The following is a 16,518-nucleotide window of genomic DNA, read 5'->3' as shown; positions in this document are numbered from 1 at the left end:
TCGATGAGGGCGTTCAGGTTCGGTTGTCGGGGGTCGCGACCAGCGCGACATTGGCCGCGGCGAGCACGGTGAGCACGAGTGACCAGGCGAGCAGCCCGGTGAGCGCGGGGCCCGCCAGCGAGGCGAGGCCGGCCAGGCCCTGCTGGATCAGGGCGCACCAGGAGACGGCGATGGCCGCGCCGGTGGCCAGGTGACTGACGGCGTGCGCTGCGCTGTTGGGGAACAGCGTCGCCTGGCCGAAGGTGGTGGTCACGTAGCCGGCCAGGAAGATCGGCAGCGCGACCGCGCGCGGCAGGTCCACCGCCCAGACGACGGTGACCAGCACACATCCGGCCAGCATGATCCAGGCGCCGCGGCGCATCATGGTGCGCGCGCCGACCCCGCGCACGGCCCGGCGCACATAGGTGGCGCCCCCGAGGTAGGCGGCGCCGTACAGCACACCGAACAGGCCGAAGACCCAGGGCGGCAACGCGAATCGATCGGTGAAGATGAACGCGGACTTCTGCTGGATCATCACGATCACGGCGAAGCCGATGCCACCGGCGACCGCGCTGGCGACGAAGGTCCGGTCGCCGAACAGGCGCCGCGCCACGCCGCGCCCGGTCGCGGTCTCCGCCGGTCTCGGCAGTGTGACGCGCAGCGCGAACACCACCGGGATCGCCGCGAGGATCGCCAGGACGACGAATCCGTACCGCCAGCCGACCGTGGAGGTGACGATGCCGCCGATCACCTGGCCACCACCGAGCGCGACCACGAACGCCATCGACAGCAGCGCGAGCTGACGGGCCAGGTCGGCGCCGGTGAACAGGTCCTTGATCATCATCCGCCCGACCACCGCGATGCCGCCCGCGCCGATCGCCTGGAGCACGCGCAGCCCCAATAGTTCCGGGGCATTGCTGATCAGTGCCAGCGCCGCGCTGGCGAGTACGAAGAGCACCCCGGCCGCGACGAACGCGGGCACCCGGCCGTAGCGTTCGGCCGCGCGGCCCCACGCGACGACGGGCAGCGCCGCGAACACCACGAACACGGCCACCGACAGTTGCAGGACGCCTTCGCTCGCGCCGATGTCGGCGCCCAGCGCGGGCATCCCGGGAAGGTAGATCGTGGTGGCCATCTGGGCGGCGGTGACAGCGCCGCAGGCGGTGGCGACGACGGCCCGCTGCGTCGCCGGTGACACGGTCTCGGCGCCCTCGCGCACGAACAATGTTCTCCCCCTGAACTATTCGGATCATCCGGTTCGGGGTACAGGTATACGGCGTCAGGACACGGCGGGGCCATGGTTCGAATCGCCGTGATTCTCGTTAGGAGAACGAACGGATAATGGCGTGCCGGTGAACCGGCGGTGCTACCGGAGTGCGGTCGTCGCCGAGGGCAATTCGCCGAACCGCTCGCGGTATTGCCGCGCGAAGCGGCCGAGGTGGAAGAAGCCCCAGCGCATCGCGGTGTCGCTCACCGACAGCGCGCGGCCCGAGGTCAGTTCGTCGCGGACACGATCCAGGCGGACCGCGCGGACGTAGGCGCTGGGCGACATGCCGACCGCGTCGCGGAATCCCAGTTGCAGCGCGCGAGCCGAGACCCCGGCGCGGGCGGCGAGCTCGGCGGTGGAGACGTCGGCGTCGGGATGGGCGTGGATGTAGGCGACGGCGTCGCGGATCCGCGACGAGCCGATCGTGGGCGCGGATCCGGTGAGGGCGGGCGTGAGCTGGCTCGGCGCGGTGAGCAGGACCTGCGTCATCAGGGTCGACTCGAGGTCGCGGCAGGCCAGCGGCATCGTCGAGAGGCCGCCTTCGCGGGCGAGTTCGGTGTAGACGAAACGGGTGGCGGCCACCAGGGCGAGACCGGCGGGCGAGTCGGTCGGGAAGGTGAGATCGAAGCGGACCGGCTCGGGGTCGCGGCGACCGAGCAGGTGCGCGGCGTGGCGTTCGAGTGGGTCTCGGCGCAGGTTGATGTGGAAGTGCTCGGCGTCGGCGCTCCAGCGGATGGACAGCGGCGCGTCGTGGACGAAGGCCACGCCCGCCTGGCCCGCGCCGAACGATCGGCGCTCACCGTGCTGCTGCACCGTGCTGTTCCCGGTGACCACCAGGTTCACGTGATAGCAGGACTGCATCGGCGGCCCGTCCAGGCGTGCCGTGGTGCCGTAGGTCATCCGGCCGACGGTGAGGCGTTCGGTACGGACCGACTCGAGCGCGAAGTCGATGCCGGTGCGCTCGTCGAGGCGGAGTTCGTGGTGGGCGAACGTGGCGGCCACGTGCGCGTGGGCGGCGGCCGGGTCCGCGGTGCGGAAGGCGTTCGCGCACGTCACCGGTGCTGCGGGCAACGATCCACCCTCCTTTCGTGCGTGATGGGTGTCACATCAATCTGAATATAATATAAACATTACGCGAGAATGACCAGCTTCGGTCCGCGGCTATCCGCCCTTCGCTGTGCGGATTGTGACCTGGGTCTCCCACTCCTAGCGTCGTCGGCACGGCATTCGGCCGTACATCTCAGCCGCAGGAGGACCAGCAATGCCCGACGCATCGACACCGCCCGAGCTGATCCGGGAACCCCGGGACGGGGCCTGTCCCCGGTGCGGAGCCGCCGAGCTGCGCGCCTATCCCGTTGTCGCGGAACAGGGCTGGGTGCGGGTGATCAAGTGCCAGCGCTGCCTGCACTCGGTGTCGCGCGAACCCTGGCACCGGCTCGGCCCCATCCAGCTGCTCGCCGACCTCGTCTGAGCGCGAAACACCTGAGGAGACAACCATGATCGCAGTCGATGTGGGCGGCACGTTCACCGATGTCGTCGCCTGGCGCGACGGCCGGATCCACACCGCCAAGATCTCCACCGACTACGCGGAGGTCGCGGGCCCGGTGCTGCGCGGCGCCGAAGTGCTCGGCGTCGCCGATGCCGCCGTGTTCAACCACGCCAGCACGCACGGCCTGAACGCGGTGATCACCCGGCGGCTGCCCAAGATCGGGTTCCTGACCACGGAAGGGCACCGCGACATCCTCGACATGGGCCGGGTCTGGCGCCCGGCCGAGGCCATCCTCGATCCGCACTGGCGGCGCAGCTTCGGCGACGCGTCCCGGCCGCTGGTGCCGCGCTACCTGCGCCGGGGCATCCGCGAGCGGATCACCGCCGACGGCGGCGTGCTGTTCGCCCTCGACGAGGACCAGGCCAGGGCCGAACTCGCGGTGCTGCGGCGGTGCGAGGTCACCGGGGTGGCCATCTGCCTGATCAACGCCTACGTCACGCCGGTGCACGAACTGCGGCTGCGCGAACTGGTGCGCGAGGTGCTCGGCGACGTGCCGTGCTCGATCTCGAGCGAGGTCTCCCCGCTGGCCAAGGAGTACGCGCGGGCCTCGACCACGGTGGTCGACACCCTGATGAAGATCATCTACACCGACTACACCGCGGGCCTGGAGAAGGGACTCGGCGAACTCGGCTTCACCGGGCAGCTCAACTTCGCCGACTGCGCGGCCACCCTGGTCCCCGCGGCCCGCGCGATGGAACAGCCGTTCCGGATCGTGTTCTCCGGACCCGCCGCGGGCACCGTCGCGTGCGCGCACTTCGGCGCGCTGATCGGCGAGAACGACCTGCTGTGCGCCGATGTCGGTGGCACCTCGTGCGATATCAGCGTGGTCAGCGACGGCGAGCCGTTCGTCGACACCACCTTCGAGCTCGAGCACGACCTCGTGGTCAACGCCCTCGCCAACGCGATCTCCAGTATCGGCGCCGGTGGCGGGAGCATCGTGGCGATCGGTCCGGCCGGTGAGATCCAGGTGGGCCCCGACAGCGCGCGCGCCCAGCCGGGACCGGCCTGCTACGGCCGCGGCGGCACCCAGCCGACGACCACCGACACCTGCCTGCTGATCGGCATCCTCGACGAGGCGGACTTCGCCGGCGGCGAGCTCCAGCTCGACGCCGCGGCGGCCAGGCGGGCCTTCGAGAGCCTCGACACCGAGCTCGACCTGGCCCATCGCGTGCGCTACGCCTACGAGATGGCCGTGCACAACATGGCCGAGGGTGTGTTCAACGTCGCCATCAAGAACGGCGTCGATCCCCGCGACTACAGCCTGGTCGCCTTCGGTGCGGCGGGTCCGATGCTGCTGCCCGCCGTGCTCGACACGGTGCAGTGCAAGCAGGTGATCGTGCCGCCCAACCCCGGGCTGTTCTCGGCTGTCGGCTTGCTCTCGGCCGACCAGGTCTTCACCGTCAACCGCAGCGCGTACCTGATGCTCACCGGCGACGCGGCGCCCGCCATCGACGCGCTGTTCGTCGAGATGGAGGAGCAGCTGCGCGCCCAGACGGGTGACGGGTCGGTGACCCTGCTGCGCAGCATGGACGCGCACCTGGCCGGACAGAGCTGGGAGACACCGTTCGTGCCGGTGCCCGGCGGACTCGTCGACGAATCCGCGGTCGAGCTCATGGTGTCGGCCTTCCACGACACCTACGAGGCCCGCTCGGGCAACCGGTTCGAGGCGATGTCGGTGGAGGGGGTGACCTTCCGGGTCCGCGCGATCCTGGACACCCCGAAGGTCGAGTACGCGCGCATCGAGGCCAGGGGCGCGCAGGACGGACCCCTCACCCCGGTGCGGACCGTCACGCTGCGCTACCTCGGTGACCTCGACGCGGACGGCGTCGGGGCCCAGCGGGCCCACGTCTACGACCGCGCGACCCTGCGCGCGGGTGACCGGCTCGACGGTCCCGCGGTCGTCGAGGAAGGCCTGTCCACCACTCACGTCGGCGCGGGGCAGCAGGCCACCGTCGGCGCCTACGGCGAGATCGTCATCCGGAGGAAGTGACCATGTCCAGCACCACCATTCCCGCCGCGCCCCGGCTGCGCGAACTCTCCGACGCGCAGTTCCGCGAGCGCTACGGGTGCGATCGGTTCAGTGCCACCGTGCTCACCAACCGGCTGCGCTACGCGGTCGAGCACATGTCGACCGGGTTCATGCGCGAGGCGTTCTCGCCCATCATCCGCGACTGGTACGACTTCGCCTGCACGATCAGCGGTCCCGCGGACCAGGGCTATCCGATGGCCGTCGTCAGCAACAGCCTCGTCGTGTTCCTGGGCACCATGGGCGACGCCGTCCGCAATGCCGTGGAGGAGTACGGGCCGCAGAACCTGCGTCCCGGTGACGTTCTCATCTGCAACGACCCGTATCGCGGTGGCAGGCATGTCAACGACGTGGCCTTCACCCGGCCGGTGTTCGTCGACGGCGCGATCGTCTCCTTCGTCACCCTGTGCGCGCACCAGCTCGACATGGGCGGCACCGTGCCGGGCGGGTTCTCGGCGACCAAGGCCAATGTCTACGAGAACGGGCTGGTGATCCCGCCCATGCTGCTGTGGTCGGGCGACGAGCCGGTCCGGTCGACCTTCAGCCTGATCTTCGACAACACCCGCTGGGGCGGCATGCTGCTGCCCGACTTCAAGAGCATCTTCCAGCAGCTGAGGCTGGGGGAGCGGCTCGTCCTCGAGAACATCGAGCGCTACGGGCTCGCCGCCTATCTCGGCACGCTGGACTACGCCTGCGACACCTCCGCCGAGCGGATGCGCGACGCCATCGCGGCGGTCCCCGACGGTGACTACGCCGGCTCGGCGCTGATCGACGCCGACGGCCTCGACGACAGCGTCGACTACACCGTGCGGGTGCTCGTCCGCAAACGCGGCGAGGACATGGAGATCGACCTGTCCGGCACCTCGCCGCAGGCGCGCACCTGCATCAACTGCGGTGTCCTCGACACGAAAACCGCGGTGGGCGTTGCCTTGACGATGCTCCTGGATCCGAAGGTGCCGTTCACCTCGGGCACCTGGCGCAATGTCGACCTCGCGGTGCCGCCGGGCACCATCGTCTCCTCGCTCCCGCCCGACGGCGGCATCATGATGTTCTGGGAGGCCTCGGGCGCGGTCGCGTCGGCCATCTTCGACGCGCTCAATCCGGTGCTGGGACCGCAGGGTGTCGGCGGCGACTACGGGTCGACCAACACCCACAACGCCTCCGGCGTGCGCGCCGACGGCACGCCGTGGACCTCGGCCACCCAGTGCGGTGGCGAGCACGGGCCGTGGGGCGCCACCCGGGCCGGCGACGGTGACAGCTACACCGTGCTGTTCACCCTCAACAACCTCGATCCGGCGACCGAGACGATCGAACGCGACGCGCCGGTGGTGTTGTTGCGCAAGGAACATGCCATCGATACCGGCGGCGCCGGTCTGTTCCGCGGCGGCGCAGCGAATCTGAAGGACGCGTTGTGGCTCACCGCCGGTGAGCACCATCTGTCGCCGTTCCGCACCAAGCAGGCCACGGGGGTGGGGGCCGACGGTGGCGGGTCCGGCGCCACCGGCGCGATGTGGCTGTTCCCGCCGAGCGGGGACGGGACGGCGCCGGGCATCCTCGGCACCGGCCCGGAGGTGTACGCCGACAGCGTTCCCGTCGCCGGCGTGCTCGACCCCGAGACCAAAGCACTCGACCCGGTCGACGGCACCTACCACTACTTCGCCGCCCAGCCGGTGTGGTCGACCGTGCCGAACACCGTCCTGCGCTGCCTCACGAACGGTGGTGGCGGCTGGGGTGATCCGCTGCGCCGCGATCCCGACCACGTCCTCGCCGACGTCCGCAACGAGTACGTGAGCATCGCGGGCGCCGCGCGCGACTACGGCGTCGTCGTCGAGGGCGACCCGCGGACCGACCCCGAGGGACTGCGCGTCGACCACGAGGCGACGGCGCGCCTGCGGGCCGGGCGGTCGGCATGAGCGACCGCGAGATATCAGCCAGCCAGAGGAGATCGTGATGAAGGGTGTCGTGTTCCCGGGTGACGGGACCATCGTGCTGCGGGAATTCCCTGAGCCCACACCGGGTTACGGCGAGGTCGTGGTGAAGATCCGCGCCTCCGGGATGTGCGGTTCGGACCTGCACTTCTACCACGGTGCGTTCGACTTCGACCACGCCGTGATCCAGGGACACGAACCGTGCGGTGAGGTGTTCGCGGTCGGTCCCGGTGTCGACCCGGCGCGGATCGGCGAACGGGTGATGATCCACCACTACATCGGCTGCGGCAGCTGTCGCCGCTGCCGGGCGGGCTGGCCACAGATGTGTGAGACCGCGCCCGGCAAGACCATGGCGGTCCACGTCGACGGCGGCCACGCCCCGTTCGCGCTGGTGCCGGTGGGCTCGCTGCTGCCGATGCCCGACGGGCTCTCGTTCGAGGCGGGCGCGGCGATCGGCTGCGGAACCGGTACGGCGTGGGGCGCGATCAAACGCCTCGGCGGTGTCGCGGACACCACGACCGTCGTGATCGGGCAGGGGCCGGTGGGGCTGTCGGCGACCATGTTCGCGGCGTCGATGGGCGCCAGGGTGATCGCCGTCGACGTCGACGACCGGCGCCTGGCCCACAGCGCGACCTTCGGCGCCGACCTGGTGGTGAACTCGCGGACACAGTCGCTCGCCGACGTGGTCGCGGAGTTCACCGGCGGGCGCCTGGCCGATGTCGTCCTGGAGACCTCCGGGCGGGCGAGCGAGGATGCCCTGGCGGTGCTCGGCACCTTCGGCCGGGCCGTGTTCACGGGACTGCCCGGGGACGTGACGTTCACGACGCAGGCCGTCTACAAGAAGCAGTGGACGCTGCTGACGTCCTGGACGATGTCGTCGATCGAGCAGGCGCGCTGCGCCGATTACGTGGTCGCCCAGGACCTTCCGGTCGACGAGTTGTACTCGCACACCTGGACCATCGAGCAGGCCGACGAGGCCTACCGGTGGTTCGACAAGCAGGACGCGGGCAAGGGCGTGTTCCTGTTCGACTGACCGGCGCGGCACTGCCCGACCGGCGATTTCAGCAACGCCCCCGGCACGGCCGGGGCAATGGGAGAAGCTTTCATGACCACCACACATCCGGTTCCCGCCTTCATCGGAGCCGCCCAGCAGAACCTGATCGGGGGTCGCTGGGTGCCCGCCGCGTCGGGCGAGACCATCGACGTGATCAACCCCGCCACCGGTACCACCCTCGGCACCATCGCCGCCGGCGGCGCGGCCGACGTGGACGCCGCCGTGGCAGCGGCGCGGGCCGCGTTCGAGGGCGAATGGAGCCGCTGGACCCCACACCAGCGGCGCGCGCTGATCCTGCGCGTCCACGACCTGGTGCTGGCCAACTTCGACGAGCTCGCCACGATCGAGACCCTGGACATGGGCGCGCCGCTGACCCGGACCCAGGGACTGCGCGAGTGGACCTCACAGGTACTGCAGTTCTTCGCCTCGCAGGTCGACGCGGGCAGCGTGGCGACCGCACCGAACTCGCTGCCCGGCGACGTCCTGACCCTGCGCTCGCTCGAACCGGTCGGCGTGGTCGGCGGCATCATCCCGTGGAACGGGCCGCTCATCGGCCTGTGGTGGATCTTCGGACCGGCGCTGGCGACCGGCTGCACGGCGGTGCTCAAGCCGGCCGAGGACGCGTCGCTGTCGGTGCTGCGGGTGGCGCAGCTGCTGACCGAGGCAGGCGTGCCCGACGGTGTGGTCAATGTGGTCACCGGGTACGGCAAGGAGGCGGGCGCCGCGCTGGCCGAGCATCCCGGCGTCGACCGGATCGCGTTCACCGGCTCGGTCGGTACCGCGCAGACGATCGTGCGGGCCTCGGCGGGGAATATGAAGCGGCTGCAGCTCGAGCTGGGCGGGAAGTCGCCCGACATCGTCTTCGCCGACGCCGATCTCGACCGTGCCGTCCGCGGTGCGGCGATGGGCGTTTACACCAACAGCGGACAGGTCTGCGTGGCGGGCTCGCGGATCTTCGTCCAGCGTTCGATCCACGACGAATTCGTCGCGCGGATGGCCGAATTCACCCGGACCCTCCGGGTCGGCGACGGCCTCGACCCCGACACCCACCTGGGTCCGCTGATCTCGCAACGCCAGCTCGACCGGGTGCTGAACTACATCGACATCGGGTCCGGCGAGGCCGAGCTGGTCAGCGGCGGCCGACGGGTCGACGGTGACCGCGCCGCGGGCTACTTCGTCGAGCCCACCGTCTTCGCCGCCGCCACCAACGACATGACCATCGCGCAGGAGGAGATCTTCGGCCCGGTGGCCACCGTGATCCCGTTCGACGATGTCGACGAGGCGCTGACCCTGGCGAACGCGACGCCCTACGGCCTGGCCGGCGGCGTCTGGACCACGGATCTGGCCACCGCGCACCGGGTGTCGCGCGGCATCACCGCGGGCACCGTCTGGGTGAACTGCTACGGCGTCCTCGACCCGGCCGTCGGCTTCGGCGGCACCAAGATGAGCGGCTACGGCTGGAAGGGCGGCCGCGACCACGTCGAGAGCTATCTCTACCCCAAGGCGGTCTACCTGAACCTGAGCTGACCCGGGACCGGCCGTCCCTGTCGTCGCATCGACGGACGGCCGGTGGCTCACGCCGCGGGGACCGGGGTCTCCTTCTCGCCGGCGCCGCGGCGGGGGTGTGAGAGCAGGGCGGCGACCGGGGCGATCACCGCGGCGACGAAACCGGCGGCGAAACCGTTGCCGTAGAGGTTGAGTCCGGCGACCAGCGCGCCGGTGACCTGGGCGACCGAGGCGTGGAAGAACCCGGCGACCACACCCCAGTGCGGGCCGAAGCGTCCCGCGATCGGGGCCAGGCAGGTGCCGTACAGCGCGGCCCAGATCAGGCCGGGGTCGGTGAGTTCGTAGGGCTTGAGCAGGCCCGCGATCGCCACCCCGGCGACGACGGGCACGATGTTGGCGGCGTTCTTCCCGCAGGCGCCGAAACCGATGACGCTGAGAATGCCCGCGATGACCGGTCCGTTCAGGTGCGCGCCGATCACCAGCACGTACCCGGAGACGAGCGTGCCGATCACCGCCATATTGAGCAGGACCGCGGCCGCGCCGTCGTCGGTGATGAAATCGCACGGGGCCCGGCCGTCGCGGCGGGTCAGCCGGACGTAGGCGCGCCACGGCGCGCGGTCGAGCGCGAACGCGGTGCCGACCAGGCCGACGAGCAGGACCGCCAGCAGGATCGACAGCGGCCCGTCGTCGCCGGAGGTCCACACCATCTCCGGTGGCGCGGTGAGCCCGAACGCGCGGTACACCGCGACGACCACCGCACCGACCACACCGGCGACGAAACCCATGTTGTACAGGGTGAATCCGTCGTGCGCGCGGAACAGCTGACGCGCCACCGGCGGCAGGACGAAACCGATCAGCACCGAGGTGACCCCGCCGAGCAGTGCGCCCGCCCACACCGGCAGCGCGGTGTTGAAGGCCAGCTCGACGAAGATCGGTGACAGCGCCGTCCCGAACCAGGCGGTCGAGACATGGGCGGACAGCGGCTCGCGACGCAACGTTGCATACAGTGCCACTCCGGCCAGGATCGGCCAGACATTGAGCAGGGTCTTGCCGTAGAGCGCGGTGCCGAGCACCAGCAGCAGAGCGGCCACCGCCGGTCCGTCGACGGCGGCGCCGGTGAGCCGGTAGGTCGCGCAGGCGACCAGGGTGAGCAGCCCGGCCTGCACGAACGCCCCGCCGAGCCCCCCGACCCCGACGAAGTCGGTGACGAGATTGTCGCGCGCGCTGAGAATGTCGACGACACCGCGCAGCACGGCGCCGGGGGAGTCGACCACGAACCCGAACACCACGAACGCCACCGACATCGCGACGACGACCCGGAACAGCACCTGCTGATCACCCACACCGCGCACGCGGGCCTTCGTTCGTCTCGGCACGAGCCGGTCAGCGGGTCTCGGTGGGCGGGCTCGTGAATTCGACCGTGCCCGAAGCGTCGACGGCCAGCGTGCCCGCCGCGTCGGCCCGGGCGATCAACTGGTCGAGCAGGGACCGGGCGACCTCGTCGGCGCGTGGCTCCCGTGCGGTGGTCCAGACGGTCCGCGACAGTGCGCGCCCGGCGGTCGGCGACCCCCGGAACGACCGCACCACCACCGCGAACTGCTCACGCCCGACCCGGCCACCCACCACCCGGCCGGTCTTGACGACCGCGATCTCGGACACCTCGTCGGCGCGAATCGCACCCGAGCCGAGCAGAATCCACAGCGAACCCATGCACCCAGTGTGCGCGACGGACAGCGAACTCCGGGCTACGACGCGCCATGACCGGGTCCGCCCACAGCCCGGTGGCCCCGGCCGGGACCGGATCACGATTCGGAGCAGCGTCGCAGCGGATCCGGCGGCGAGGCCGTGACCGGTCGTACAGTGCACCTGTCCGTGCGGAGAACGGCGTCTGCTCCGTACCGGTGAACGTGCAGCACCGGGGGCGCGCCCCGGGTGGTCGCTGATCGAACCGTAGGGGCACAGATGAATTCCACACCACGCGGACACGGGTTCGGCGGGCTCACCGGAGCGCTGATCCTGGTGTGGTTGTCGCTGACTCCCTCCCTGCTGCCGCGCGGACCGCTGTTCCAGGGCGTCGTGTCCGGCGCGGCGGCGGCCGTCGGCTACGGCCTGGGTGCCGCGATCGCCGCGCTGGTGTGGTGGGTGCTCGAACGGGAACCGATCCCGATGCCGCCCGTCCTGCGCTGGGGACTGGGCGTCGTGGCGATCGCGGGCACCGTCGTGGCGCTGATCTGGTACGCGGGCTGGCAGCGGGAGCTGCGCGAGCTGATGGGCGTGGCGGGACTGTCGTGGTCGGCGTATCCGATCATGGTGCTGATCGGCCTGATCGTGTTCGGGGTGCTGATGGGACTCGTCCGGGTGGGGCGGGCGCTGGTGGGCTGGGTGGGCGGGCTGCTCGGGCGGGTCCTGCCACGGCGGGTGTCGGTGCTGTTGGGCGGTGTCGTCGTCGTGGCGGTGGTGATCGCGCTGCTCAACGGCGTGGTGGCGAGCGCGGCGATGTCGCTGCTGAATTCGACGTTCAAGGCGGTCAACCAGGAGACGTCGGCGGACACCCCGCAGCCCGTCTCCCCGGAGCGTTCCGGCGGGCCGGGCTCACTGGTGACCTGGGACTCGCTGGGCAGGCAGGGCCGGATCTTCGTGTCCAACGGACCGACCGAGGTCGACCTGGCCGCGTTCAACGGCCGCCCGGCGCGGCCACCGATCCGGGTCTACACGGGCCTCGATTCGGCCGAGAGCGTCGAGGCCGAAGCCGATCTCGCGGTCGCCGAGTTGCGGCGGGCGGGCGGCTTCGAGCGGGCCGTGCTCGGCGTGGCGACCACGACCGGCACCGGCTGGATCAACGAATCCACCGCGTCGGCCGTGGAGTACCTGGCCAACGGCGACAGCGCCCTGGTGAGCATGCAGTACTCGTTCCTGCCGAGCTGGCTGTCGTTCCTCGTCGACCAGGAACGGGCACGCCACGCCGGACAGGCCCTGTTCGAGGCGGTACACGCGGAGTGGGCGACGTTGCCGCCGGACCGGCGGCCGAAGCTGGTGGTCTTCGGCGAGAGCCTCGGATCCTTCGGCGGCGAAGCGGCATTCTCGAGTGTGCAGGACATGGCCGCCCGCACCGACGGCGTGCTGTTCGTCGGCCCGACCGCCACCAACCCGGTCTGGCGCGACGCCACGATGCGCCGGGACCCGGGCTCGCCGGAATGGCTGCCGATCTACCGCGACGGGCAGACCGCGCGGTTCGTCGCGAGTGCCGCCGATCTGGCCCGCCCCGACGCGCCGTGGCCGTCCCCGCGGGCCGTCTACCTCCAGCACGCCTCCGACCCGATCACCTGGTGGACGCCGAAACTGCTGTTCCAGCAACCGGATTGGCTGCGCGAGCCGCGCGGTCCCGACGTCCTGCCCAGTACCCGGTGGATCCCGGTGGTGACATTCCTGCAGGTGTCGGCCGACATGGCGGTCTCCACCGATGTGCCCGACGGACACGGGCACACCTTTCAAGCCGACATCGCCGACGCTTGGGCGGCGATCCTGTCACCGCCCGGCTGGACCGCGGCCGACACCGAGCGGCTGCGGTCGGTCATGCGGGACGGGAAGTGACGGTGCGGGCGGCCAGGCGCCCGCACCGGATCACAGCGGCAGCAGGTGGTGCTTGCGCGGGTAGCGCACGACCTGCTTGTCCCGCAGCAGGTGCAGGGCGCGACGGATCTCGAGGCGGGTGGTCGACGGCTCGATGACGCGGTCGATGTAGCCCCGCTCGGCCGCGATCCACGGCGTCGCGATCGTCGCGTTGTAGAAGTCGATCATCTGCTGGCGGATGGCGCCGCGCTGCTCCTCGGGCGTCGCTTCCAGGATCTTGCGCTGGGTCAGGCCGACGGCACTCTCGGCGCCCATCACCGCGATCCGGGCGGTCGGCCACGCCAGGTAGGCGTCGCAGCCCAGCGCCTTGGCGCCCATCACGGCCCAGCCGCCGCCGTAGGCCTTACGGATCACCACGGTCACCTTCGGCACGGTGGCCTCGACGTAGGCGAACAGGAACCGGCCACCGCGCTTGATGACGCCCGCCTTCTCCTGCTCCACGCCGGGCAGGAAGCCCGGGGTGTCGACGACGAGCACCAGCGGGATCTCGAAGGCGTTGCAGATGTGGATGAAGTGCGAGGCCTTGTCGCTGGCCTTGGCGTCGAGCGCGCCGGCCAGCACCGTCGGCTGGTTGGCGACCACGCCGACCGGCCTGCCGTCGACCCGGGCGAAGCCGGTGATGATGTTCTCGGTCGCGGCCGCGCCGATCTCGTGGAACTCACCGTCGTCGAAGATCCGCAGCAGCACGTCGTGCATGTCGTAGACCATGTTGTCGGAGTCGGGGACCAGCTTGTCCAGCATGAGGTCGGACTCGGTGATCTCCGGCTCCAGGCCGGGGTTGACGACCGGCGGGAGTTCCGTGGAGCTCGACGGCAGATAGCTCAGGTAGGTGCGCACCCACTCGAAGGCGGCGGGCTCGTCCTTGGCGACGTGGTGGATGTTGCCGTAGGCGGCCTGGTTGTAGACGCCGCCCAGCTCCTCCATGTCGACCTTCTCACCGATGGCGTCCTCGATGATCTTGGGGCCGGTGACGAACATGTGCGCGCTCTCGGTCGCGACCACGACATCGGTGCAGATCGGCTGGTACACCGCACCGGCGGCGCAGTTGCCGAGGATGAGCGAGACCATCGGCACCGCACCCGAGAGCGGCTCCATCATGGTCGCCAGCTCGCCGTACCAGCGCAGCGAGGACACCGCCTCCTGCACGCGCGCGCCGCCCGAGTCGTTGATGCCGACGAGCGGGCAGCCCATCTTGCCCGCGAGGGCCATGATCGCGGCGACCTTGCGGCCGAACATCTCGCCGATGGTGCCGCCGTAGACGGTCTGATCGTGCGAGAACACCGCCACCGGCCTGCCGTCGACCAGACCGTGTCCGGTCACCACGCCGTCGCCGTAGAGGGCGTTCTTGTCGGTGGGATTGCGCACGAGGGCGCCGATCTCGACGAAAGTGCCCGGGTCCATGAGCATGTTGATGCGGTCGCGGGCCGAGGGTATGCCCTTGCGCGCTCTCTTGGCGGCTCCCGCCTCTCCGGCCGGTTCCTGCGCGAGCTCCAGCTTCTCTCGCAGGTCGGCAAGCTTTTCGGCAGTAGCACTCATCGATTACATCCAGGTTGTCGCAGTGGAACGCCGACACCGCGTCCGGTGGGCGCTAGCCACAGTACCGGTGCCCACCACCCCCCGGTGCCGTCCGGGTTTGTGATCGACCACGAAATGCCCTCCGACCGTTGGGCAGGCGGGTCGCCGAGCCGATATGTGGCAGTGACTGCATGGTGGCAGCGCGTGCAAAGACGTCGTGCCGTCGAGAACACCGGTAGCGTGCGCGGGATGGAAAAGGCCGGGGGCACGAAAGGGCTGCGGACCGCCGTGTGCATCCTGGATCAGCCCGTCGCGGCGATCGATCACGTCGCCGCGCGACTGACCGGCGGGCGGGTACGCGTCCACGGATAGCGGGTCACGCCGGTCCGGCTGCCAGATTTCTAGAACACGTTATAGTTGGGGTCGGACGGCGACGACGGGGTCGGCGTCCGCTCGGAAGGTGGACTGGTGCGGGCTTGGGGCAGTGCGGCCGACGTCGTGGTCGTCGGGTACGGCGGAGCGGGCGTGACCGCCGCGCTGACCGCGCGGGAGGCGGGCGCGGACGTGCTCGCGATCGACCGGTACCTCGGTGGCGGGGCGACGGCGCTGTCCGGCGGCATCGTGTACGCCGGTGGTGGGACCTGGGTCCAGCGGGACGCGGGCATCGACGACGACGTCGACACCATGCTCGCCTACTTGGAGGCCGAGGTCGGTGACGCGGTGAGCGCCGCGACCCTGCGCCGGTTCTGCGAGCAGTCCCCGGCGATGATCGACTGGTTGACCGAGCGCGGCGTGCCCTTCCAGGCGTCGCTCTGCCCTTACAAGACCTCGTACCCGTCCGACGACTACTACCTGTACTACTCCGGCAGCGAGAACTCCGGCGGGTACCGGGATCTCGCGAAGCCACGGCAGCGCGGGCACCGTGCGCACGGCCCCGGTGTGTCCGGCAAGGCGCTGTTCGGGCCGCTGGCCGCCACGGCGGCCGACCGCGGCGTGCGGGTCCGCACCGGCACCAGAGCCACTCGGCTGGTCGTCGAGGACGGGCGCGTCACCGGGGTCGAGGCGATCACGATCGCCGACGCGCCCGCGTCCGTGCGCCGCCGCTTCGCCGCACTGGCCCGGATCTCGGCGAAGCCGGGCGTGTACCACCCGGGTCTCCGCGCGGCGATGGAAGCGCTGCTGACCCGGATCGAACGCAAGCACGGCACGCCGGTCCGGATCCAGGCGAAGTCCGGCGTGGTCCTCACGACCGGCGGATTCATCGCCAACGGCGCGATGGTCGCCCGCCATGCCCCCGACTATCCGTGGTCGCAGGGCCTGCCCCTGGGCACTGCGGGCGACGATGGCAGCGGCATCACCATGGCGCAGGACATCGGCGCCGCGAGCGGCAAGCTGGACGCGCTGTCGACCTGGCGTTTCATCGCGCCCCCCAGCGCCATGTTCGGCGCGATCGCGGTGAACTCCCTGGGGCAGCGGATGATCGACGAATCCCGCTACGGCGCCGCGCTCGGCGCGGCGATCGCGTCCAGCCCCGGTAACCGGGCGTGGCTGCTGGTCGACGCCGAACTCGACCGGGACGCCCGCGAACAGCTGGGCCCGCAGTCGGTGTGGTTCCAGCGGATGCAGACCGAGCGCCTGCTGCGGATCGGGACTTCGCGCGGTCGCACGGTCGAGGAGGCCGCCACCCGCGCGGGCATCGACCCGGCCACCCTGCGCGACACCGTCGACGCGCACAACCGGGCCATCGAGCACAACCTGCCCGACCCGTTCGGCAAGCCCGACGACATCCGCCGTCCGCTGCGCACGGGACCCTTCACGCTGCTGGACATCTCGTTCACCGCCCGGCTGACCTACCCGATGCCGATGCTCACCCTCGGCGGCCTGCTGGTCGACGAGGACACCGGCGCGGTCCGCGCCGAAGCGGGCGGCGTCGTCCCCGGCCTCTTCGCGGCGGGCCGCGCGGCCGTCGGCATCTGCTCGAACTCCTATGTCAGCGGGCTGTCCCTGGCCGACTGCGTCTTCTCCGGCCGCCGCGCGGGAACGCACGCCGTGGCCTGACGCGGC

General features: G+C 70.8%; 13 protein-coding genes. 8 read left to right on the top strand and 5 right to left on the bottom strand.

The genetic code is table 11. The features are described from left to right. Nucleotides 1–13: 13 nt before the first annotated feature. Together ACFVW6_RS16845 and ACFVW6_RS16840 are read right to left on the bottom strand one after the other, a co-directional pair. Complete coding sequence (locus ACFVW6_RS16845) at nt 14–1,198, bottom strand: MFS transporter (protein WP_378828398.1); 1,185 nt, start codon at nt 1,196–1,198, stop codon at nt 14–16. 147 nt (nt 1,199–1,345) lie between these two features. Continuing rightward, nucleotides 1,346–2,317, bottom strand: coding sequence for an AraC family transcriptional regulator (locus ACFVW6_RS16840; protein WP_378828396.1), 972 nt, complete (start codon nt 2,315–2,317; stop codon nt 1,346–1,348). A gap of 190 nt (nt 2,318–2,507) precedes the next feature. On the opposite strand from ACFVW6_RS16840, the gene ACFVW6_RS16835 reads away from it, so the two are divergent. From ACFVW6_RS16835 to ACFVW6_RS16815, 5 genes are all read left to right on the top strand, one after another. Further along, nucleotides 2,508–2,717 carry a hypothetical protein gene (locus ACFVW6_RS16835; RefSeq protein ID WP_378828393.1) on the top strand — a complete coding sequence of 70 codons (210 nt, stop codon included), beginning with the start codon at nt 2,508–2,510 and terminating at the stop codon, nt 2,715–2,717. Between the two features lie 25 nt (nt 2,718–2,742). Continuing rightward, nucleotides 2,743–4,785: a hydantoinase/oxoprolinase family protein gene (locus tag ACFVW6_RS16830; RefSeq protein ID WP_378828391.1), complete on the top strand. Its 2,043-nt coding sequence runs from the start codon at nt 2,743–2,745 to the stop codon at nt 4,783–4,785. A 2-nt stretch (nt 4,786–4,787) separates the two neighbouring features. Beyond that, nucleotides 4,788–6,734 (top strand): hydantoinase B/oxoprolinase family protein, encoded by a 1,947-nt coding sequence (locus tag ACFVW6_RS16825; protein ID WP_378828388.1) that lies wholly within the window; start codon nt 4,788–4,790, stop codon nt 6,732–6,734. A gap of 37 nt (nt 6,735–6,771) precedes the next feature. Further along, nucleotides 6,772–7,782 carry an alcohol dehydrogenase catalytic domain-containing protein gene (locus ACFVW6_RS16820; protein ID WP_378828386.1) on the top strand — a complete coding sequence of 337 codons (1,011 nt, stop codon included), beginning with the start codon at nt 6,772–6,774 and terminating at the stop codon, nt 7,780–7,782. A 72-nt stretch (nt 7,783–7,854) separates the two neighbouring features. After that, entirely contained in the window at nt 7,855–9,330 is a 1,476-nt protein-coding gene (locus ACFVW6_RS16815) for an aldehyde dehydrogenase family protein (protein ID WP_378828384.1), read from the top strand. A gap of 47 nt (nt 9,331–9,377) precedes the next feature. Here ACFVW6_RS16815 and ACFVW6_RS16810 read toward each other — a convergent pair whose 3' ends face one another. Both ACFVW6_RS16810 and ACFVW6_RS16805 read right to left on the bottom strand, forming a co-directional pair. Beyond that, on the bottom strand, nt 9,378–10,661 hold the full coding sequence (locus ACFVW6_RS16810) for a DUF1576 domain-containing protein (RefSeq protein ID WP_378828382.1): 1,284 nt from the start codon (nt 10,659–10,661) through the stop codon (nt 9,378–9,380). A 31-nt stretch (nt 10,662–10,692) separates the two neighbouring features. After that, the gene (locus ACFVW6_RS16805) at nt 10,693–11,019 is read right to left on the bottom strand and encodes a hypothetical protein (RefSeq protein ID WP_357346891.1); all 327 of its coding nucleotides are present in this window, start codon (nt 11,017–11,019) and stop codon (nt 10,693–10,695) included. Between the two features lie 252 nt (nt 11,020–11,271). Between ACFVW6_RS16805 and ACFVW6_RS16800 the strand changes: the two genes are divergently transcribed. Further along, nucleotides 11,272–12,900 carry an alpha/beta hydrolase gene (locus tag ACFVW6_RS16800; protein ID WP_378828379.1) on the top strand — a complete coding sequence of 543 codons (1,629 nt, stop codon included), beginning with the start codon at nt 11,272–11,274 and terminating at the stop codon, nt 12,898–12,900. Between the two features lie 30 nt (nt 12,901–12,930). Here ACFVW6_RS16800 and ACFVW6_RS16795 read toward each other — a convergent pair whose 3' ends face one another. After that, nucleotides 12,931–14,475: an acyl-CoA carboxylase subunit beta gene (locus ACFVW6_RS16795; RefSeq protein ID WP_355272326.1), complete on the bottom strand. Its 1,545-nt coding sequence runs from the start codon at nt 14,473–14,475 to the stop codon at nt 12,931–12,933. Nucleotides 14,476–14,703: 228 nt separating this feature from the next. Between ACFVW6_RS16795 and ACFVW6_RS16790 the strand changes: the two genes are divergently transcribed. Both ACFVW6_RS16790 and ACFVW6_RS16785 read left to right on the top strand, forming a co-directional pair. Beyond that, entirely contained in the window at nt 14,704–14,826 is a 123-nt protein-coding gene (locus ACFVW6_RS16790) for a hypothetical protein (protein WP_378828376.1), read from the top strand. A 96-nt stretch (nt 14,827–14,922) separates the two neighbouring features. Beyond that, nucleotides 14,923–16,512 carry an FAD-binding protein gene (locus ACFVW6_RS16785; protein WP_378828373.1) on the top strand — a complete coding sequence of 530 codons (1,590 nt, stop codon included), beginning with the start codon at nt 14,923–14,925 and terminating at the stop codon, nt 16,510–16,512. Nucleotides 16,513–16,518: the final 6 nt, after the last annotated feature.

This window comes from Nocardia sp. NPDC058244 (assembly GCF_042882065.1).
Taxonomy (GTDB): domain Bacteria; phylum Actinomycetota; class Actinomycetes; order Mycobacteriales; family Mycobacteriaceae; genus Nocardia.
The sequence above is the reverse complement of the archived record's forward strand: the minus strand, read 5'-3'. Positions and strand labels throughout refer to the sequence as shown.